Below are 18,155 nucleotides of genomic sequence, written 5' to 3'. Positions count from 1 at the left end.
ATGCGTCGCTACGGCAAGCACACGGACGAGGACGACGTCCCCTTTCGCCCCAGCCGCCGGAACACCAGGCCGCGCACCCACCGCCGGCCGGCGCACGAGGACGCGGCCGAGGGCTTCGTGCTGACCGTGGACCGCGGTCGGATCACCTGCCTGGTCCACGAGCGCCGCGTGGTGGCCATGAAGGCGCGGGAGCTGGGCCGGAAGAGCGTGGTGGTCGGGGACCGGGTCGCGGTGGTGGGCGATCTCTCCGGCACCCGGGACACCCTGGCCCGGGTGGTGCGCGTCGAGGAGCGCAGCTCCACGCTGCGGCGCACGGCGGACGACGACGACCCCTTCGAGCGGGTGGTGGTCGCCAACGCCGACCAGCTGGCCATCGTCACGGCGCTGGCCGACCCCGAGCCCAGGCCCCGGCTGATCGACCGCTGCCTGGTGGCGGCCTTCGACGCGGGCCTCGAACCGCTGCTGATCCTCACCAAGGCCGATCTCGCCTCGCCGAAACCGCTGTTGGACACCTACGCCCCGCTGGGCGTGAGCCATGTGGTGACCAGCGCCGAACGCTTCGACGAGGCGTCGGTCGGGGCGGTGCTCCAGCTGCTGGCCGGCCGGATCACCGCCTTCGTCGGGCACAGCGGGGTGGGCAAGACCACGCTGGTGAACGCGCTGGTGCCCGAGCGGCAGCGGGCCACGGGACATGTCAACGCCGTCACCGGGCGCGGCCGGCACACCACCGTCTCGGCGCTGGCGCTGCCGCTGCCCGACGCCTCGGGCTGGGTCATCGACACCCCGGGGGTGCGTTCCTTCGGGCTGCACCATGTGGACCCCTCGCGGGTGATCCACGCCTTTCCCGATCTGGCGCCCGGCGCCGTCAACTGCCCGCGCGCCTGTAGTCATGACGAGCCGGACTGCGCGTTGGACGCCTGGGTCGCCGAGGGCCACGCGGACCCGCAGCGGCTGTACTCGCTGCGTCGCCTGCTGGCCACCAGGGAGCGGCACGAGGGGGACTGATCAGCCGCTTCTCCCCGGCGGGGCGCCCGCCGGGTCCTTCGGCGGCGCCGGTTCCGGGGGCGCGATCAGATGCGAGAGGGCGAGCCTGACCGCCGTCTCGCAGGCGTCGGGGAAGGCCGCCGGCCGGGCGCGCGGTGCCAGGGCGCGCAGGGCGCTCTCCCGCAGCTCGGCGACGAGCCGGCCCGGCGGTCGGACGGGCGGCGGGAGTTCGGCGCAGCGGCAGCCGGTGAGCGAGGCGCGCACCAGGCGGTCCGCCCGGGCGCTGCGCACGATCCAGTCGGTGGCCTCGGCCAGCGCCTCGCTCCCCGCGTCGGCTCCGCGCTCCGCGCAGAACGCCCGGAAGCCGTCCAGGAAGACCGTCACCCGGTGGTCGGTGAGGGCCTGGCCGAGCCCGGCCTTGTCGCCGAACTCGTTGTAGAGCGTCTGCCGGGAGACTCCGGCCCTGGCGGCCACCTCGACCATCCTGACCACCGGCCACGGGCGTCGCTCGATGGCGCTGGTGGCGGCCTCCAACAGGGACTCTCGCGTGGTGGGCATCGTCGCCTCCTCGCTTCCAGGTGCGGCACAGCCCTGGTCCGGGGACAGAATTGACGTGCTCGCGCCCGGTGTCAAGGGTGGGGGACCTCCCGCCCGTCGGGGCGGGGGCCTGGTCCCGGATACTGGGGACATGCCCGACTACCACGATGATCTGCGCCTCGCGCATGTGCTGGCCGACGCCGCCGACGCCACGACCATGGGCCGGTTCAAGGCACTCGACCTGAAGGTCGAGACCAAGCCGGATATGACGCCGGTGAGCGATGCGGACCGGGCCGCCGAGGAGTTGATCCGCTCGTCGCTGCGGCGGGCCAGACCGCGTGACGCGGTGTCGGGCGAGGAGTACGGCAGCGAGGGCCACGGGCCGCGCCGTTGGGTGATCGATCCGATCGACGGCACCAAGAACTATGTCCGCGGCGTCCCGGTCTGGGCCACGTTGATCGCGTTGCTGGAGCGGGGTGAGGGGGGCGACGAGGCGGTGGTCGGGGTGGTCTCGGCGCCGGCCCTCCAACGGCGTTGGTGGGCGGTGCTCGGCGGCGGGGCCTGGACGGGCCGCAGCCTGACCTCGGCGAGCCGGCTGCGGGTCTCCGGGGTGCGGAGCCTGGCGGACGCCTCGTTCTCCTACTCGTCGCTCGGCGGCTGGGCGGACCGGGGGATGCTCGGTGGCTTCCTCGATCTGACGCAGTCGTGCTGGCGCACCCGCGCCTACGGGGACTTCTGGTCCTACATGATGGTGGCCGAGGGCGCGGTGGACGTCTGCGCCGAGCCGGAGCTGTCGCTCTGGGACATGGCGGCCCCCTCGATCGTGGTGCGGGAGGCCGGCGGCGTCTTCACGGGGCTCGACGGCGTCTCCGGCCCGCACGGGGTGGACGCCGCGGCCTCCAACGGGCTGCTCCACGAGGAGCTGCTCGGGTATCTGCGGCCCTGAGGCGCCCTTGTCGACCGAACGCCTTCGGCCGAACGGACCGGAGCGGCCGGCGCCTTGAGGCAGCCGGCCGCTCCGGGGCATCGGCAAGCGGTGTCTCCCGCGAGGAGGATCAGGCGCGGAGGGCCTGGACCGCGGCCTGGAGCCGCTTGCCGAAGTCGTCGTCCGCGGCGCGGAAGTTGTCGATCGCCCGCTCGGCGATGTCGTCGCGGGAGACCTGCGCGATGTCGGCGGCCAGGTTGCCGATCAGCCGCTCCTTCTCGTCCTCGGACAGCAGCCGGTAGAGGTTCCCGGCCTGGACGAAGTCGTTGTCCTCGGCGTGCGTGGGCGCCGCGTGGTCGCCGGTGGGCCCGGAGACCGCGGTGGACTGCCACAGCGGCTGGTCGGTCTGGGCCGGGCCGCCGAAGCTGTTGGGCTCGTAGTTCTTCGCGCCGCCGTGCCGGCCGTCGTAGCCGAGGCCGTCCCGGCCGTGGCTGTTGGCGACGGTGGCGTGCGGACGGTTGACCGGCAGGTGGTCGGCGTTGACGCCGACCCGGTAGCGGTGCGCGTCACCGTAGGCGAACAGCCGGCCCTGGAGCATCTTGTCCGGGGAGGGGCCGATGCCGGGCACGAAGTGGTGCGGGGAGAAGATCGACTGCTCGACCTCGGCGAAGACGTTCCGCGGGTTGCGGTTCAGCTCCAGCTTGCCGATCTCGACCGGCGGGTAGTCCTCGTGCGGCCAGACCTTGGTCAGGTCGAACGGGTTGAACCGGTAGCCGGCGGCCTCGGCGACGGGCATGATCTGCACCTGGACGGTCCAGCTGGGGAAGTCGCCGTTCTCGATCGAGACCCGAAGGTCGCGCTGGTGGCTGTCCGGGTCCTGGCCGGCCAGCGCCGCGGCCTCCGCCGCGGTCAGGTTCCTGATGCCCTGGTCGGTCTTGAAGTGGTACTTGACCCAGAACGCCTCGCCGGCCTCGTTCGTCCACTGGAAGGTGTGCGAGCCGTAGCCGTTCATGTGGCGGTAGGAGGCCGGGATGCCCCGGTCGCCGAAGAGCCAGGTGACCTGGTGGGTGGACTCGGGGGACAGGCCCCAGAAGTCCCAGACGTTGTCCGCCTCCTGCGAGCCGGTGTACGGGTCGCGCTTCTGGGTGTGGATGAAGTCGGGGAACTTGATGGCGTCCCTGACGAAGAAGACCGGGGTGTTGTTCCCCACCAGGTCGTAGTTGCCCTCCTCGGTGTAGAACTTCAGCGAGAAGCCCCTGGGGTCACGCACCGCGTCCGCCGCGCCGAGGTTGCCGGCGACGGTGGAGAAGCGGAGGAAGACCTCGGTCTCCTTGCCGATCCCGGAGAGGAACGCGGCCTTGGTGTACGGGGTGACGTCGGCCGTCACGGTGAACGTGCCGTAGGCGCCGGCGCCCCTGGCGTGCACCACGCGCTCGGGGATCCGCTCGCGGTTGAAGTGCGCGAGCTTCTCGATGAGGTGCTGGTCCTGGATCAGAACGGGGCCCCCGACGCCCGCTACCTGGCTGTTCTGGTTGTCCGCGACAGGGGCGCCCGACTCGGTGGTGAGGGGGCCCGCAGCGATCTGGTCGGTCATTTACCGGTCACGCCCTTCAGCTGGTGGAAACGGTGGAGACGGTGGAAAACGGTCCGGGTGCCGCCGGGGCACTTGGCCTTCTGATGACTCGATCCTATATTGGACTATGTCCAAGTCAAGACGGACCCTTGATCGAGACGGCTGCCGGAGTCGGACGGGTCCCAGAGCCGTGCCCGGCCGGGCTAGGGTGGAGCCATGAGCGACCTGCTTCAGCGACTGCGCGACCGCGGCTGGCGGCTGACCGCCCAGCGGCGGGTCATCGCCGAGGTGCTGGACGGTGAGCATGTGCACTTCACCGCCGACGAGGTGCACGCCAGGGCGGTCGAGCGGCTGCCCGAGATCTCCCGGGCCTCCGTCTACAACACGCTGGGCGAGCTGGTGGCGATCGGCGAGGTCGTCGAGGTGGCCACGGACGGCCGCGCGCGGCGCTACGACCCCAACGCCCACCATCCGCACCAGCACCTGGTCTGCTCCGGCTGCGGCGCGATGCGCGATGTGCGGCTGACCGAGGATCCGTTGGCGGCGCTGCCGGCGGCGGAGCGGTTCGGCTTCACCGTCTCCGAGGTGGCCGTCACCTACTACGGGCGCTGTCCCGCGTGCGTCGCCGGCGGCTGATTTGCCTGGCCAGGCGCGGGGGGTCTAGAGTGGAGAACACGACGCGGGGTGGAGCAGCTCGGTAGCTCGCTGGGCTCATAACCCAGAGGTCGCAGGTTCAAATCCTGTCCCCGCTACCAGTACCGAAGGCCCGGCCCTCTGTGAGGGGCCGGGCCTTCGTGTTGCCCCGGGCCTGGGGGGCGCACTCCGGACGACCGCGTTCTCGGCGACCATGGACAATCGACCCATGGACGCTACTCTCCAGTATCTTCTCGGTCTGCTCGACCTGGAGCGCATCGAGCGCGACATCTTCAGGGGCGACAGTCATCAGTCGGTGATCCCCCGGGTCTTCGGCGGGCAGGTGGCCGCGCAGGCCCTGGTCGCCGGCTGTCGGACCGTGCCGGAGGGGCGGCTGGCCCACTCCCTGCACTCCTACTTCCTGCGTCCCGGGGATCCGGGGGCGCCCATCGTCTACACCGTGGACCGGATCAGGGACGGGCGTTCCTTCACCACCCGCCGGGTCGTCGCGGTGCAGCACGGCCAGCCGATCTTCCATCTCTCGGCCTCCTTCCAGGAGTTGGAGGAGGGCCTTGAGCACCAGGAGGAGATGCCGGCGGTGCCGGACCCGGAGACGCTGCCGACGGCGGACGAGATGCTCCCGCGCTTCGCCGACCGGTTCGTCGACCCCTCCGTGGTGGAGCTGCTGCTGGACGCCAGGAGGGCCGTCGACCTGCGGTATGTGAACGAGCCGCCGTTCGCGACCCCGGGAACGCCGCGCGAGCCGCGCTCGCAGGTGTGGTTCCGGGTCAACGGGAAGCTGGACGGGGAGTACGACACCCCCGTCTCCCATCTCTGCCTGGCCACCTACGTCTCGGACATGACGCTGCTGGACTCGGTGCTGCTCGCGCACGGCCGGGGCGGCTGGATGGTGGGGGACATCGTGGGGGCGAGCCTCGACCACGCCATGTGGTTCCACCGCCCGTTCCGGGCCGACGAATGGCTGCTCTACGACACCGACTCGCCGACCGCCCAGGGCGGCCGGGGGCTCGCGCGAGGCCGCATCTTCACCAGCGACGGCCGGTTGGCCGTCTCGGTGATCCAGGAGGGGCTGATGCGGGTGCCGCGCGGCTGAGACGGGTCAGAGCCGCGAGCCGGCGCCGGCGAGGCCGGCCGCCTCCAGCAGATAGTCGGTCATCGGCTCGTAGAACCGCGGATTGATCACATGGTCGTCCAGCGGCACGCAGACGCTGAGCGTGCCCTCCTGCTCGCCGAGGAAGAGCGCCGGATCGTTGCAGTCCGCGTAGCCGATGGTCTCGATGCCGAACTGGGCCGCGCAGCCGGCCCAGCCGTGGTCGGCCACCACCAGGTCGGGGAGCGGCTCGCCCTCCTGGGGCAGGGCGCCGAGGATCTCCGCCATCGGCTGCGGCGAGTGCGTGTGCCAGAGCGTGGCGCCACGCTCGTACATCGCGACCCCCGCCATCTGGGCGACGACCCCCTCGTCGGCGGTCAGCCCCAGCGGGACCCCGACCAGCTCGCAGCCGGCCGCGCGCAGCGCCGCCGCCGTCTGCGCGTGCACGTCCAGCAGGCCGCCGGGGTGGCCGGTGGCCACCAGCACCCGCTGTCGGTCCTGCGCGGCCTTGCGCAGCAGGGTGGCCGCGCGGTCCAGGCCCTCCACGGTCAGTTCGGGGTCGATGGTGTCCTGGCCCTGGCGGTGCTCCGGATCCCCGTCGACGCCGCAGCGCTCGGCCATCACGGCCAGCACGTCCTGCTCGTCGGACCAGCGGTCGCCCAACTCCAGGCCGAGCCAGTAGTAGCGGTTGCCGTTGGCCAACTCCCGGTAGTGCGCCAGGTTGTTCTCCCTGGGGGTGGCGACCTCGCCGGCGATCCGGGTGCGTATCAGGTGTTCGATCAGTTCTCCACGCGAGGGGGCGGCGATGGTCGGCATACGCCCAGTATCGCCCGGACGGGTCCATTCCGGTGCGGGCGTCGCCGAGCTGTGATCTCCGCCGGACGGCCCCTGGCCGCTGGTCGGGGGGCGTGCGTGGCACGCGTGCCCCCCGACCGGTGGGGCCGAGGGGCACGGGGGTGGGACGGCGGCGCGGGCGTCAGGAGGGGGAGCCACCGGCGCGCGCTCTGGTCTCGCGCGCCGCCTGGCTCGCCGACTCCCGCAGCTCCTCGGCCGCCTGGCGCACGGTGCCCTTGGCGTCCTCCCCGAAGTCGCGGGCGGAACGGGCCGCCGCGTCCGTGAGCGGGTCGACGCGGGGGGCGGCGCGCTCGGCGACGCGGTCGGCGGCCCGCCGTTCCGGCGCGCTGCCGGGGAGCACGGCGGCGGCCAGCACGCCCATGGCGAAGCCGATGGCGCCGCCGGCCAGCGGGTTGTTCCGGGTGCCGGTCGAGGCCCGGTCCCTGGTGCGGCCCAGGGCCGCGGTGGCCTGACCCGTGCCGTCGCGCAGCGCCTGGCCGGTGTCCTGGCCGCGCTCCCTGGCCCGCTCGCGTCGCTCGCTCATCCCGCCGCGCAGCTGTCCGCCGCCACGGCGGACCGCGTCCATCGGGCTGACCCGGTGGGCCAACTGGTCGAGGTCGCTGGCCAGTTGCGATCGGGTGTTCTCGATATCGCTCTTTATGTCCTTGGATGACGTGCCCATGAGGCGTCCTCCTTCAGGCTGTCCAGGGTCTTGGTGGGTTTGGGCGAGAAGGCGCGCAGCCGGCCTCGGCCCAGCAGGAACAGGGCCCCGCCGATCAGCGCCCAGGCGCCGGTGACGATCAGCGCGGCCCAGCCCAGGTCGAGCACGTTGCCGAGCGCGAACATCAGGGACAGGGAGAGGAAGAGCACGACCAGGGCTCCGGCGACGCCGGCGGCGGCCATCATGCCGGCGGCCTTGCCCGCCTTGCCGAACTCCTCCCGCACCTCGGTCCTGGCCAGCTCGGCCTCCTGGCGGAAGAGCCGCTGGATGTCCGCCGTCACCTCGGCGAACAGGTCGCCGACCGAGCCGCCCGAGTGGTCGTCGGTGCGTTCGGCGGCGCCTGCCCCGGTGGTCGGCGCGGTGCGTTCGTCGGTGTGCTGGGCCATGTCACGCCTCCGGGTAGCCGGTCCGCTCGGGGTGGTCAGCGGTGTCGAACGGGCCGCGTTCGGTGATCCTGTCGACCGGGGCCGGTTCGTCCGCGCCCTCGTTCTCGCCGTCGCGGCTGGTGGCGCCGCCGGCCGCCAGGCCGGCCTTGGCCAGGCGGCCCACGGCGAAGCCGGCCAGCGCCGTGGCGCCGACGAAGGCGGTGGGGCGCTGCCTGGCGAACCGCTGGGTGTTCTCCAGCAGCCCGTCGACGCCGTGCTCGTCGAGATAGCTCGCGGCCCGGTGGCCCCCGTTCGCCGCCTGGGAGACCAGGCCGCGGGTCGGTGAGTCCTCGGGCGCCTGCCGGGCGAGCTCGGCCAGCTCGTCGGCTATCCGACGGACCTGGTCCGCCGCCCGGTGGGTCTGGCCCTCGGCCTGGTCGCCGGCGCGTTCGCGCACCTGGCGGGCGGCGGCCCTGGCCTTGGCCGCGGGGGCGTCCCGCTCGCCGGTCCACAGGTCGCTGCTCAGTGAATCGCTCATGGTTCGCTTCCTCGTTCTGGATTCCGGATTCGGGCTCGCTTCCGAAGCGCTCGGGTAACCCCGCGCCGACGATGGAAACCCGCCCCGAGGACTCAGCCCTCCCGGCGGAGGGCGCGGTGCACCCGCAGCCACTGGGGCGGGGTGATCCGGCCCACCGTCGCGTCGGGGTCGATCCCGGCGGCGGCCAGGGCGGCGCGGACGCGGTCGGCGCGGCGGGTGCGGCGCAGGGTGGCGCCCAGCGAGCCGCCGATCCCGGTGAACCCCTCGGCGACCAGCGCCCGGTACGCCGCCAGCTCGCGGTGCGGCAGCAGCGGCGCCGGGCGGCGGACCAGCCGGAGCAGCGCGGAGTCGGTGCGCGGCACCGGGGTGAAGTGGTGGCGCGCGACGCGCGGCCCCAGCCGCCAGTCGAACTCCGGCCAGCTGCTCACCGTCAGCAGCGGCCAGCTGCCGAAGTCCCCGGTGCGCTTGCGGGCGTACTCACGCTGGGTGACCAGGGTCGCCGAGGTCAGCGCCGGTGCGGCGAGGCACCAGCGGACGATGTCGGTGGTGCGGGAGTAGGGGATGTTGCCGACCACGGCGAACGGGCGCCGGGGTGGCCTAGCGCGCAGGAAGTCGCCCGGCACCACCCGGACGTTGCCCTCGCGCGCCAGTCGGCGGGGCAGTGCGGCGGCGAGCCCGGGGTCGATCTCATAGGCGATCACCTCGCGCACCTCGCGGGCCAGGGCGCGGGTGACGGTGCCCTCGCCCGCGCCGGGTTCGAGCACCAGGTCGGCGGGGGTCAGCTCGGCGGCGCGGACGATGCCGCGCAGCACGGCGGTGTTGTGCAGGAAGTTCTGCGAAAGGGTCTTGCGGTGGCGGGCCACGTGAGTCCTCGAAACTGCGAGGACAGGCCGGAGGGGAGCTTCCCTGAGCGGGAGGTTCCCGAAGGGGGGCGTGGAGCCAGGCGGCCTGTCCGGTCGACGGGGGACACGGACGGCCCTGGTGGGAGAGGCGGGACACGAACGGAGCGCGACGTACGGCGCTCGGGTGTCGGTGCCCGGCGGCTTAGCGGACCAGGGCCTGGCGCCGGGGGCGGGGACGTCGAGACGGGGTGCTCGCAACGAACGTCCGCGCGCCGGCGCGACGTCCGTTGATCAACGTGAAGGCTCCCATGGCGGCGATCCTAGGGTTCGCTTCCTGGGCGGTCAATCCGGTTCCGGTGGGTTCGCGCGCGGTCCGGAGTGAGTACTCACTCACACTTGACGGAGTGAGCACTCACTCCGTAATCTCCGGGCATGACCAGCACCGGACGGAACCGGCGCCGTGCGCCGGGCATGAGCCCGGAAGAGCGCCGCGAGATGATCGTCAAGGCGGCGTTGCCGCTGCTCGGCGAGTACGGCGCGGCCGTGACCACCAGCAGGATCGCGCGGGCCGCCGGCATCGGCGAGGCCACGATCTTCCGCGTCTTCACGGACAAGGAGGAGCTGCTGGACGCCTGCATGGCCGAGGCCCTCCGTCCCGACCACGCCGTCCGCGAGTTGGCCTCCATCCCTCTCGACCAGCCGCTGCCCGACCGGCTGGTCGAGGCCGCCGAGGCCCTGCGGGCCCATCTGGAACGCATGGGGAGCGTGGCGACGGCGCTGCACGCCTCGGGTCACCGCCGCCGGGCCGGCTCCCCCGACCAGCAGGTGCGCGGGATGGGCCGGGCGGAGTCCCTGGCCAGCATCAGGAGCGCGGTGGGCGAACTCCTGGAACCCGACCGGGAGTCCCTGCGGCTGCCCCCCGAGCAGATCGCCGGGGTGTTCCTCGGGCTGCTCTTCACCCAGCTGCGCGAGGAGGAGCCGGGGCTGGCCGTCCACACCGTGGTGGAGGTCTTCCTGCATGGCGCGCTCGGCGGCCCCGGGGAGTCGTCATGACGGACCGGCGTCCGCGGCGGGGCGGGGCCGTGCTCGCGGCGACGGCCGCCGCGCCGCTCGTCTGGCTGGTGGCCGATCCGCTCCTGGGGCGGGAGCCGCGGATCAGCGAGGGGCAGGGGGCGGACGAACGCGTCCTGGAGATCGGCCCGGTCGCGGTGGTCGCGGGGTCCCTGGCCGCCGGTCTCGCCGGGTGGGGCCTGCTCGCCGTGTTGGAGCGGTGCACGCGGCGGGCGCGTGGGATCTGGCTCGCCGTGGCCGGCGTCGTGCTCGCGCTGTCGTTCCTGCCGCTGACCGGCTCGGGGATGAGCGGCTCCACGCGGATGGCGCTGGCCTGGACGCATCTGGCGGTCGCGGCCGTCCTGGTGCCGGGGCTGGCCGGCCGGCGCGTCCGCGCGGGGGCGCGGAGCTGAGCGCCGGCCGCGCGCCATGGCACGCCGAGTGTGACGTTCATATTGTTGCGATGGGATGAAATGGCCGGCCAGCGGTGTTGGGCCTACGGCGGATTCGAAGATCACTCATCGGAACAACGGCGGAAGCTCGGGCCCGGGAGGCACAGCGGTGGCGGAACGTGAGGCCGGTTGGATACGGCGGCTGGTCGGCTACTGCTGGCGGCATCGGCGCAATCTTCTGCTCTCGCTGACCGCCTCCCTGGTGGGCATGGGCGTGATGGCCCTGATGCCGTTGATCATCAAGGTGGTCATCGACGACGTGGTGCTCGGCGAGGAGGGCGGCCTCGGCCTGTGGGTCGGCCTGCTGCTGGGCGCCGCCGTCGTGGTCTACGCGCTGACGTTCGTCCGCCGCTACTTCGGTGGCCGGCTCGGCATCGATGTGCAACACGACCTGCGGACCGAGATGTTCGCCAGCATCACCCGTCTTGACGGCCGCCGGCAGGACCGGCTGAGCACCGGGCAGGTGGTCGGGCGGGCCACCAGCGACCTCCAGCTGATCCAGGGGCTGCTCTTCATGATGCCGATGACCGTCGGCAACGTGATGCTCTTCGCCGTCTCCCTGGTGGTGATGCTCACCCTCTCGCCGCTGCTGACCCTGGTGGCGCTGGCCGTCGCGCCCGCGCTGTGGGCGATCGCCCGGCGTTCCAGGACCCGGCTCTTCCCCGCGACCTGGCACGCGCAGGCCCAGGCCGCCGAGGTGGCCGGGGTGGTGGACGGCGCGGTCGGCGGCGTCCGGGTGGTCAAGGGCTTCGGCCAGGAGCACCAGGAGATGGGGCGGCTGCGGGGGGTGAGCGAGCGGCTCTTCGCCGCCCGGATGCGGAGCGTGCGGCTGGCCGCCCGCTACACCCCGGCCCTCCAGGCGGTGCCCTCGCTGGGGCAGGTCGCGATGTTGGCCCTCGGCGGCTGGATGGCCACCAGGGGCGAGATCACCCTGGGCACCTTTGTGGCGTTCTCCACCTATCTGGCGCAGCTGGTCGGCCCGGTCCGGATGCTGACCGTGATCATCACCGTGGGGCAGCAGGCCAGGGCCGGCGTGGAGCGGGTGCTCGAACTGATCGACACCGAGCCCGTGATCCGGGAGGCCCCCGACGCCACGCCGCTGCCGGCGGATGTGCCGGCCACCGTCGAGATCGACCGGGTCACCTTCGGCTACGGCACGGACCGGCCGGTGCTCAGCGGGCTGTCGCTGCGGGTGCACGAGGGCGAGACGCTGGCCGTGGTCGGCCCGTCCGGCAGCGGCAAGTCCACCGTCTCGCTGCTGTTGCCGCGCTTCTACGATCCGGACAGCGGCAGCGTGCGGGTCGGCGGCCTGGACGTGCGGACGTTGACGGCCGACTCGTTGCGCGGCGCGATCGGTCTGGTGCCCGAGGACAGCTTCCTCTTCTCGGACACCATCAGGGGCAACCTCGCCTATGGGCACCCCGAGGCGACCGAGGAGCAGATCAGGGCCGCGGCCAGGGCGGCGCAGGCCGAGGGCTTCATCGAGGAGCTGCCGGACGGCTACGACACCGTGATCGGCGAGCAGGGGCTGACGCTCTCCGGCGGTCAGCGCCAGCGGATCGCGCTGGCCCGCGCGATCCTCACGGACCCCCGGCTGCTGATCCTGGACGACGCCACCTCGGCCGTGGACGCGCGGGTGGAGCACGAGATCCATGACGCGCTGCGCTCGGTGATGCGCGGGCGCACCACGCTGCTGATCGCGCACCGCGAGTCGACCCTGCAACTGGCCGACCGGGTAGCCGTGTTGGACGGCGGACGGCTCGTCGACACCGGCACCCACCAGCAGCTGCTCGGCCGCTGCGAGCTGTACCGGCGGCTGCTGGCCGACCCGGGCGAGCTGGGCGGCGTGGACCGCGACCCGGCCGGGATGGCGGCGGCCGAGCGCGAGGCCGCCTGGACGCCCGGCCAGGTGACGGCCGAGGCATGGCAGCGCCCGGACACCGGCGACGCTGTCGACGACGGGAACCCGCCGCCCACCCCCGAGCTGCTGGCGCAGCTGGCGGCGCTGCCGCCGGCCGACGATCTGCCGGCCGTCGACGAGCGGCGGGCCGAACGCGGTGAGCACACCTACGGGCTGCGCCGGCTGCTGTCCGGGCTCGGCGTTCCGCTGGCCGGGGCGCTGCTGCTGGTGGTGGCCGACGCGCTGGCCTCGCTGCTGCTGCCGGTGCTGATCCGGCACGGCATCGACGAGGGCGTGCGGCAGACCGCGCTGGGCGCGGTGTGGGCCGCGGCCGGGCTCGCCCTGGTGGTGGTGTTGGCGCAGTGGGCCGCGCAGTACGGCGCGACGCGCGCCATGGGCCGCACGGGGGAGCGGGCGCTCTACACGCTGCGGGTGAAGATCTTCGCCCATCTCCAACGTCTCGGCCTGGACTTCTACGAGCGGGAGCTGGCCGGCCGGGTGATGACCCGGATGACCACGGATGTGGACGCGCTCACCACCTTCCTACAGACCGGGCTGGTGCAGGCACTGGTCTCGGTGCTGACCTTCCTCGGCATCCTGGTGGTGCTGTTCGCGCTGGACGTCCAGCTGGCGCTGGTGGTGCTGGCGACGCTGGTGCCGCTGGTCGTCGGCACCTTCTTCTTCCGCCGACTGAGCACCCGCGCCTACGAGTTGGCCAGGGAGCGGGTCGGCGGCGTCAACGCCGACCTCCAGGAGTCGGTGGCCGGCCTGCGGATGGTGCAGGCGTTCCGGCGGGAGCGGGACGGCTATGAGCGGTTCGTGGCCCGTTCGGACGGCTACCGGCAGGCGCGGGTGCGGGGCCAGTGGCTGATCTCGGTCTACTTCCCGTTCGTCCAGCTGCTGGCCACGGTGGCGACCGCCGGCGTGCTGGTGGTGGGCGCGGGACGGGTGAGCGACGGCACGCTGACGGCGGGCGCGCTGGTCGCCTACCTCCTGTACATCGAGCTGTTCTTCGCCCCGGTGCAGCAGCTCTCGCAGGTCTTCGACGGCTACCAGCAGGCGGTGGTCTCGCTGGGCCGGGTGCGCGAGTTGCTGGCCGAGCGCACCACGACGCCGGCGGCCCGGCGGCCACGGCCGGTGGAGAGCGCGGCCGAGGAGCTGGCGTTCGACCAGGTGCGGTTCGCCTACCGTGGGGCGGACGAGGACGCGCTCGACGGGATCGACCTGCGGATCCCCGCCGGCCAGACGGTGGCCTTCGTCGGGGAGACGGGAGCGGGCAAGTCCACCCTGGTGAAGCTGGTGGCGCGGTACTACGACCCGACGGGCGGCGCGGTGCGGCTCGGCGGCGTCGATCTGCGGGAGCTGGACCTGACGGAGTACCGGCACCGGCTGGGCGTGGTGCCCCAGGAGCCGTATCTCTTCGCCGGCACCGTGCGGGACGCCATCGCCTACGGCGACCCCGACGTCGACGACGCCCGGGTGGAGGCGGCGGCCAGGGCGGTCGGCGCCCATCGGATGATCGTGGCGCTGGCCGGCGGCTACCGCCATCGGGTGGCCGAGAAGGGACGCAATCTGTCCGCCGGACAGCGCCAGTTGATCGCTCTGGCCAGGGCCGAGCTGGTGGACCCCGACATCCTGCTCCTGGACGAGGCCACCGCCGCGCTCGACCTGGCCACCGAGGCGCTGGTCAACGACGCCACGGACCGGCTGGCCGGCAGCCGCACCACGCTGGTGGTCGCCCACCGGCTGACCACGGCCGCCCGCGCCGACCGGGTGGTTGTGCTGGACCAGGGGCGGGTGGTGGAGGACGGCGACCACGCCGGACTCCTCGCCGCCGACGGACGTTACGCCGCGCTGTGGCGGGCCTACGTCGGCGAGCCGGCCGCCCCGATCGTCGGCTGATCGTGGCTGATCAGCGCGCGTTGCGGGGGTGCGAGCGGGCGACGCGCTCGTTGCCGTGCTTGTAGTTGCCCGTCCAGCGGGCCATCACCAGCTGGGCGTCGCCCGCCTCGACCTCGTTGAGAAAGCGGGCGGCGCGCCCGCCGCGCAGCACCCCGGCCGCCCGGCCCTGATGGGTGATGGTCACCGTGCCGTCCGGACGCGTCGTGTAGGCGAATCCGCCTGGTCTGTTCCCCATGGGAGCAGCCTACGGCCGGGCCAGGCGGGCCAGGTAGGCGTCGACGGTCTGGAGTTGGCCGCCGGGCGGCTGGCCGTTCAGGTCCCACCAGTGCAGGGCCGCGATCTCCTCGTTCTCCCGCCAGGGCGCCGGCTCGTCGATCTCCGCGCTGTACAGCGCGCCGCGCAGCTCCTTCTTGTTCGGGAGCAGGGTGCGCGCGTGGCCGGCGAAGCGCAGCCGCTCGGGCGCCAGCCGTTGGCCGGCCTCCTCCCACAGCTCGCGCACGGCCGCCTCCCTCGACGTCTCGCCTGGCTCGATCCCGCCACCGGGCAACTCCCAGCAGTTCCGCCCCCGCTCCAGCACCAGCAGCAGCCGTTCCCCGTGCCAGAGCGCCACCAGCGCGTAGCCGACCGGCGCGGTCGCGAACACGCTGTTCTCGGGGGCGCGGTCGAACGAGAGCAGCCGCATCCCCAGCGGACCACTGGCCAGGACGTCGTCGGGGCCCCCGTGTTCGTCTGCAGTCATCTCAACAGCGTAGTCAGACCTAGGGCGCCAGTTCGGCCCAGATGGTCTTGCCGCCGGCGCGGTGCCGGGTGCCCCAGCGTTCGGTGAGCCGGGCGACGATGAACAGGCCGCGTCCGCTCTCGTCGAAGGCACGGGCCCGGCGCAGGTGGGGGGAGGTGCTGGTGCTGTCGGAGACCTCGCAGATCAGGCCGCGCTCCCGGATCAGCCGCAGCTGGATGGGGCCGTCCGCGTGCCGGATCGCGTTGGTCACCAGCTCGCTGACCACCAGTTCGGTTGTGAACGCCGACTCCGCCATGCCCCAGCCGTCCAGTTGGCTGGTGACCAGATCGCGGGCGCTGGCCACCGCCGTGGGATCGTCCGGGATCTCCCAGGTGGCCACGTGCGAGGCGTCCAGCGCGTGGGTCCTGGCGAGCAACAGCGCGACGTCGTCCGTGGGTTGCTGGACCAGGACGGTCTTGACCACCTCGTCGCAGAGCTGGTCGAGGGAGGGCGTCGGCCGGGACAGCACCTGCCGCAGATCGTCGTAGGCCCGGCTCGGGTCCCGGCCCCTCGACTCGATCAGGCCGTTGGTGTAGAGCGCCAGCAGGCTGTTCTCCGGCAGGTCCAACTCGGTGGCCTCGAAGGGCAGTCCGCCCAGGCCGAGCGGTGGCCCCGCGGACAGTTCGAGGAACTCGGCGCCGCCGTCGGGGCGCACCAGCACCGGCGCCGGATGGCCGGCCCTGGCGAAGGAGCAGTGTCGGGACACCGGGTCGTAGACCACGTACAGGCAGGTGGCGCCGAACTCGCCCGTGGTGTCCTCGCTCCCGTTCCGTTCGCTGTCCGCGGGCTCGGTCTCGAACCGCAGTCGGATCACCACATCGTCCAGATGGGTGAGCAGCTCGTCCGGGGGGAGGTCGATATCGGCCAGCGTGCGCACCGTGGAGCGTAGCCGGCCCATGGTGGCCGACGCGTGCACGCCGTGCCCGACCACGTCGCCCACCACCAGCGCGACCCGGGCGCCGGAGAGCGGGATCACGTCGAACCAGTCGCCGCCGACGCCCATCGCCGAGTCGGCGGGCAGATAGCGGCTGGCCACGTCGACGGCGGCCAGCCGGGGCAGCCGGCGGGGCAGCAGGCTGCGCTGCAACGCCAGCGAGGTGCGGTGCTCATGGGTGAAGCGGCGCGCGTTGTCCACACAGACGGCGGCGCGCGCCACGATCTCCTCGGCCAGCAGCAGGTCGTCCGCGTCGAAGGACTCCTGACGCCGGTGCCGCAGGAAGACGGCGACCCCCAGCGTGGCGCCCCTGGCGCGCAGCGGGATGGCGATGCCCGAGTGGAAGCCGTACTCGCGCCAGACCGCGTCGGCCCGCTCGGGGGAGACGCCCAGCCAGCCTGCCAACTCCTCAAGCCCGTCCAGCAGGGGCGAGCACCGCGCCTTGCCGGAGGCCAGCACCTGGGCCGGCACCGAGTCGGCCAGGGAGTGCGTGGTGTCGCCCGTCTCCAGCACGGCCTCCGGCGCGCCGTCCAGCACGGACCGCTGGGCGACCCGGCGCAGCGCGAAGGGAGCCTTGCCGTCCAGCCAGCCGGCGCTCGGATCCTTGCCGCGCAGCACCGGATCGGCCAGGTCGACGGTGGCCAGGTCGGCGAACCTCGGCACGGCGGCCTCGGCCAGCTCACGCGCGGTGGTGTCGACGTCCAACGTGTTGCCGATATGGGTGGTGGCCACGCTGAGCAGCGTCAGCCGGTCGCGGGCGATCATCACCCGGCGCAGCTTGGCCTCCCGGTTGGCCCGCACCCAGCAGCTCAGCAGGCTGATGACGACCGCCAGGACGATGGTGACGATCACCACGATCCGGGCGCCGGTCCGCTCCACCGGGAGCAGGAAGCCGAAGTTGAGCACCACGGAGACGATCGAGGCGAGGCCGAGCACGGCGGTCGGCAGCAGCGGCAGCAGCGCGCTGGCGACCAGCGGCGGCAGCAGCGAGAGGCTGGCGTAGCGGATCGTGGCCTCCGGCTGGCCGGCCCAGTTCTGGTAGGCGCCGATCAGCAGGACGGACAGCAGCAGCAGGACGAAGAGGCCGCTCTGCCCACCGCGTCGGAGGGAAGCCACCCGCGTACCTCCCGGCCCGGTCACAAGGGGCCCGTGACGTTCCGTGCCCTGCGGTCCACCGTAACCGCGCTTCGTCGGGGCGGCGACGGCTCACGTCCGCCCGGGGGACGGGAGGGGATGTCCTCCCGTCCCCCGGGCGGGGCGTCCGGGGTTCAGCGGGGGATGGCGCGGTAGCGCGCGACCGTCTCGGCGAGCACGGCGAGCCCCTCGCGGGCCCAGAGGCCGTCGTTGAACAGCTCGACCTCCACCGGCCCTGTGTAGCCGGCGGCGCGGACCGCCTGGTCGAACCAGGGGAAGTCCACCGCCCCGTCGCCCAGCTGGCCGCGCCCGTTGAGGACGCCGGCCGGCAGCGGGGTGGTCCAGTCCGCCAGCTGGTAGCAGTGGATCCGCCCCGAGGCCCCGGCCCTGGCGATGCCGGCGGCCAGCCGGTCGTCCCACCACAGGTGGTAGGTGTCCACGACGATCCCCACCTGCTCGGCGGGGAAGCGCTCCGCCAGGTCGAGGGCCTGGTCCAGCGTGGAGACCACACAGCGGTCGGCCGCGTACATCGGGTGCAGCGGCTCGATCGCCAGCCGCACCCCGCGCTGGGCCGCGTAGGGGCCGAGCTCGGCCAGCGCGTCGGCGATCCGTTCCCTGGCGCCGTGCAGATCCCGGCTGCCGGCGGGCAGCCCGCCCGAGACCAGCACCAGGGTGTCCGTGCCCAGCGTGGCCGCCTCGTCGATCGCGGCCCGGTTGTCGTCCAGCGCGGCGGCCCGCTCGGCCGGGCGCTCGGCGGTGAGGAAGCCGCCCCGACAGAGCGAGGTCACCGTGAGCCCGGCGTCCCGCACCAGCCTGGCGGCGGCCGTCAGCCCGTAGGAGGCCACCGGCTCCCGCCACAGCCCCACGCCTGGCACGCCCAACCCGGTCAGGCCCTTGACCAACTCGGGCAGGGACAGCTGCTTGACGGTCATCTGGTTGATC

At 73.2% G+C, this 18,155-nt stretch carries 18 protein-coding genes and 1 tRNA gene; 8 read left to right on the top strand and 11 right to left on the bottom strand.

Going from position 1 to position 18,155, the window contains the following annotated elements:
- A complete protein-coding gene (gene rsgA / locus K4G22_RS08805) occupies nucleotides 1–1,005 on the top strand; it encodes a ribosome small subunit-dependent GTPase A (protein ID WP_228079330.1) in 1,005 nt (334 codons plus the stop codon).
- Here rsgA and K4G22_RS08800 read toward each other — a convergent pair whose 3' ends face one another.
- On the bottom strand, nucleotides 1,006–1,542 hold the full coding sequence (locus K4G22_RS08800) for a TetR/AcrR family transcriptional regulator (protein WP_228079329.1): 537 nt from the start codon (nucleotides 1,540–1,542) through the stop codon (nucleotides 1,006–1,008).
- A gap of 130 nt (nucleotides 1,543–1,672) precedes the next feature.
- Between K4G22_RS08800 and hisN the strand changes: the two genes are divergently transcribed.
- Nucleotides 1,673–2,467: a histidinol-phosphatase gene (gene hisN, locus K4G22_RS08795; RefSeq protein ID WP_228079328.1), complete on the top strand. Its 795-nt coding sequence runs from the start codon at nucleotides 1,673–1,675 to the stop codon at nucleotides 2,465–2,467.
- A gap of 109 nt (nucleotides 2,468–2,576) precedes the next feature.
- Here the strand turns inward: hisN and K4G22_RS08790 are convergent, their stop codons facing one another.
- On the bottom strand, nucleotides 2,577–4,040 hold the full coding sequence (locus K4G22_RS08790) for a catalase (protein ID WP_322785080.1): 1,464 nt from the start codon (nucleotides 4,038–4,040) through the stop codon (nucleotides 2,577–2,579).
- Nucleotides 4,041–4,235: 195 nt separating this feature from the next.
- Here K4G22_RS08790 and K4G22_RS08785 point away from each other — a divergent pair, with 195 nt between their 5' ends.
- From K4G22_RS08785 to K4G22_RS08775, 3 genes are all read left to right on the top strand, one after another.
- Nucleotides 4,236–4,655, top strand: a complete 420-nt coding sequence (locus tag K4G22_RS08785; RefSeq protein ID WP_228079327.1) for a Fur family transcriptional regulator — start codon at nucleotides 4,236–4,238, stop codon at nucleotides 4,653–4,655.
- A 42-nt stretch (nucleotides 4,656–4,697) separates the two neighbouring features.
- A tRNA-Met gene (locus tag K4G22_RS08780) sits at nucleotides 4,698–4,774 on the top strand.
- Nucleotides 4,775–4,881: 107 nt separating this feature from the next.
- Complete coding sequence (locus tag K4G22_RS08775) at nucleotides 4,882–5,766, top strand: acyl-CoA thioesterase (protein ID WP_228079326.1); 885 nt, start codon at nucleotides 4,882–4,884, stop codon at nucleotides 5,764–5,766.
- Nucleotides 5,767–5,772: 6 nt separating this feature from the next.
- Here the strand turns inward: K4G22_RS08775 and K4G22_RS08770 are convergent, their stop codons facing one another.
- From K4G22_RS08770 to erm, 5 genes are all read right to left on the bottom strand, one after another.
- Nucleotides 5,773–6,570, bottom strand: a complete 798-nt coding sequence (locus tag K4G22_RS08770; RefSeq protein WP_228084004.1) for a phosphatase — start codon at nucleotides 6,568–6,570, stop codon at nucleotides 5,773–5,775.
- Between the two features lie 169 nt (nucleotides 6,571–6,739).
- Nucleotides 6,740–7,279, bottom strand: a complete 540-nt coding sequence (locus K4G22_RS08765; protein ID WP_228079325.1) for a DUF3618 domain-containing protein — start codon at nucleotides 7,277–7,279, stop codon at nucleotides 6,740–6,742.
- Nucleotides 7,255–7,704, bottom strand: coding sequence for a phage holin family protein (locus tag K4G22_RS08760; protein WP_228079324.1), 450 nt, complete (start codon nucleotides 7,702–7,704; stop codon nucleotides 7,255–7,257). The genes K4G22_RS08765 and K4G22_RS08760 overlap by 25 nt, the downstream gene beginning before the upstream one ends.
- Before the next feature lies 1 nt (nucleotide 7,705).
- Nucleotides 7,706–8,221 (bottom strand): hypothetical protein, encoded by a 516-nt coding sequence (locus K4G22_RS08755; RefSeq protein ID WP_228079323.1) that lies wholly within the window; start codon nucleotides 8,219–8,221, stop codon nucleotides 7,706–7,708.
- A 92-nt stretch (nucleotides 8,222–8,313) separates the two neighbouring features.
- A complete protein-coding gene (gene erm / locus K4G22_RS08750) occupies nucleotides 8,314–9,084 on the bottom strand; it encodes an ErmE/ErmH/ErmO/ErmR family 23S rRNA (adenine(2058)-N(6))-methyltransferase (RefSeq protein WP_228079322.1) in 771 nt (256 codons plus the stop codon).
- 411 nt (nucleotides 9,085–9,495) lie between these two features.
- On the opposite strand from erm, the gene K4G22_RS08745 reads away from it, so the two are divergent.
- The 3 genes from K4G22_RS08745 to K4G22_RS08735 are packed head-to-tail and all read left to right on the top strand — an operon-like array spanning nucleotide 9,496 to nucleotide 14,367.
- Nucleotides 9,496–10,116, top strand: coding sequence for a TetR/AcrR family transcriptional regulator (locus tag K4G22_RS08745; RefSeq protein ID WP_228079321.1), 621 nt, complete (start codon nucleotides 9,496–9,498; stop codon nucleotides 10,114–10,116).
- Nucleotides 10,113–10,526, top strand: a complete 414-nt coding sequence (locus tag K4G22_RS08740; protein WP_228079320.1) for a DUF6069 family protein — start codon at nucleotides 10,113–10,115, stop codon at nucleotides 10,524–10,526. The genes K4G22_RS08745 and K4G22_RS08740 overlap by 4 nt, the downstream gene beginning before the upstream one ends.
- Nucleotides 10,527–10,581: 55 nt before the next feature.
- On the top strand, nucleotides 10,582–14,367 hold the full coding sequence (locus K4G22_RS08735) for an ABC transporter ATP-binding protein (RefSeq protein WP_425336632.1): 3,786 nt from the start codon (nucleotides 10,582–10,584) through the stop codon (nucleotides 14,365–14,367).
- Between the two features lie 10 nt (nucleotides 14,368–14,377).
- Here the strand turns inward: K4G22_RS08735 and K4G22_RS08730 are convergent, their stop codons facing one another.
- The 4 genes from K4G22_RS08730 to K4G22_RS08715 all read right to left on the bottom strand — a co-directional run bounded on the left by K4G22_RS08730 (nucleotide 14,378) and on the right by K4G22_RS08715 (nucleotide 18,145).
- Nucleotides 14,378–14,602, bottom strand: a complete 225-nt coding sequence (locus K4G22_RS08730; RefSeq protein ID WP_228079318.1) for a hypothetical protein — start codon at nucleotides 14,600–14,602, stop codon at nucleotides 14,378–14,380.
- A 9-nt stretch (nucleotides 14,603–14,611) separates the two neighbouring features.
- Nucleotides 14,612–15,106, bottom strand: coding sequence for an NUDIX domain-containing protein (locus K4G22_RS08725; protein WP_228079317.1), 495 nt, complete (start codon nucleotides 15,104–15,106; stop codon nucleotides 14,612–14,614).
- 19 nt (nucleotides 15,107–15,125) lie between these two features.
- Entirely contained in the window at nucleotides 15,126–17,195 is a 2,070-nt protein-coding gene (locus tag K4G22_RS08720; RefSeq protein WP_228079316.1) for an ATP-binding SpoIIE family protein phosphatase, read from the bottom strand.
- A gap of 152 nt (nucleotides 17,196–17,347) precedes the next feature.
- Nucleotides 17,348–18,145 (bottom strand): sugar phosphate isomerase/epimerase family protein, encoded by a 798-nt coding sequence (locus K4G22_RS08715; RefSeq protein ID WP_228084003.1) that lies wholly within the window; start codon nucleotides 18,143–18,145, stop codon nucleotides 17,348–17,350.
- Nucleotides 18,146–18,155: the final 10 nt, after the last annotated feature.

Origin of the sequence: Streptomyces profundus, assembly GCF_020740535.1 — a bacterium.
In the GTDB taxonomy this organism is placed as follows: domain Bacteria; phylum Actinomycetota; class Actinomycetes; order Streptomycetales; family Streptomycetaceae; genus Streptomyces; species Streptomyces profundus.
This window is presented reverse-complemented; position numbering and strand designations above follow the sequence as displayed.

Excerpts from the sequence above, each read along its gene's own strand:
- rsgA (WP_228079330.1), top strand. The coding sequence starts at position 1 with ATGCGTCGCTACGGCAAGCACACGGACGAGGACGACGTCCCCTTTCGC.
- K4G22_RS08800 (WP_228079329.1), bottom strand. The coding sequence starts at position 1,542 with ATGCCCACCACGCGAGAGTCCCTGTTGGAGGCCGCCACCAGCGCCATC.
- hisN (WP_228079328.1), top strand. The coding sequence starts at position 1,673 with ATGCCCGACTACCACGATGATCTGCGCCTCGCGCATGTGCTGGCCGAC.
- K4G22_RS08790 (WP_322785080.1), bottom strand. The coding sequence starts at position 4,040 with ATGACCGACCAGATCGCTGCGGGCCCCCTCACCACCGAGTCGGGCGCC.
- K4G22_RS08785 (WP_228079327.1), top strand. The coding sequence starts at position 4,236 with ATGAGCGACCTGCTTCAGCGACTGCGCGACCGCGGCTGGCGGCTGACC.
- K4G22_RS08775 (WP_228079326.1), top strand. The coding sequence starts at position 4,882 with ATGGACGCTACTCTCCAGTATCTTCTCGGTCTGCTCGACCTGGAGCGC.
- K4G22_RS08765 (WP_228079325.1), bottom strand. The coding sequence starts at position 7,279 with ATGGGCACGTCATCCAAGGACATAAAGAGCGATATCGAGAACACCCGA.
- K4G22_RS08760 (WP_228079324.1), bottom strand. The coding sequence starts at position 7,704 with ATGGCCCAGCACACCGACGAACGCACCGCGCCGACCACCGGGGCAGGC.
- K4G22_RS08755 (WP_228079323.1), bottom strand. The coding sequence starts at position 8,221 with ATGAGCGATTCACTGAGCAGCGACCTGTGGACCGGCGAGCGGGACGCC.
- K4G22_RS08745 (WP_228079321.1), top strand. The coding sequence starts at position 9,496 with ATGACCAGCACCGGACGGAACCGGCGCCGTGCGCCGGGCATGAGCCCG.
- K4G22_RS08740 (WP_228079320.1), top strand. The coding sequence starts at position 10,113 with ATGACGGACCGGCGTCCGCGGCGGGGCGGGGCCGTGCTCGCGGCGACG.
- K4G22_RS08735 (WP_425336632.1), top strand. The coding sequence starts at position 10,582 with ATGAAATGGCCGGCCAGCGGTGTTGGGCCTACGGCGGATTCGAAGATC.
- K4G22_RS08730 (WP_228079318.1), bottom strand. The coding sequence starts at position 14,602 with ATGGGGAACAGACCAGGCGGATTCGCCTACACGACGCGTCCGGACGGC.
- K4G22_RS08725 (WP_228079317.1), bottom strand. The coding sequence starts at position 15,106 with ATGACTGCAGACGAACACGGGGGCCCCGACGACGTCCTGGCCAGTGGT.
- K4G22_RS08715 (WP_228084003.1), bottom strand. The coding sequence starts at position 18,145 with ATGACCGTCAAGCAGCTGTCCCTGCCCGAGTTGGTCAAGGGCCTGACC.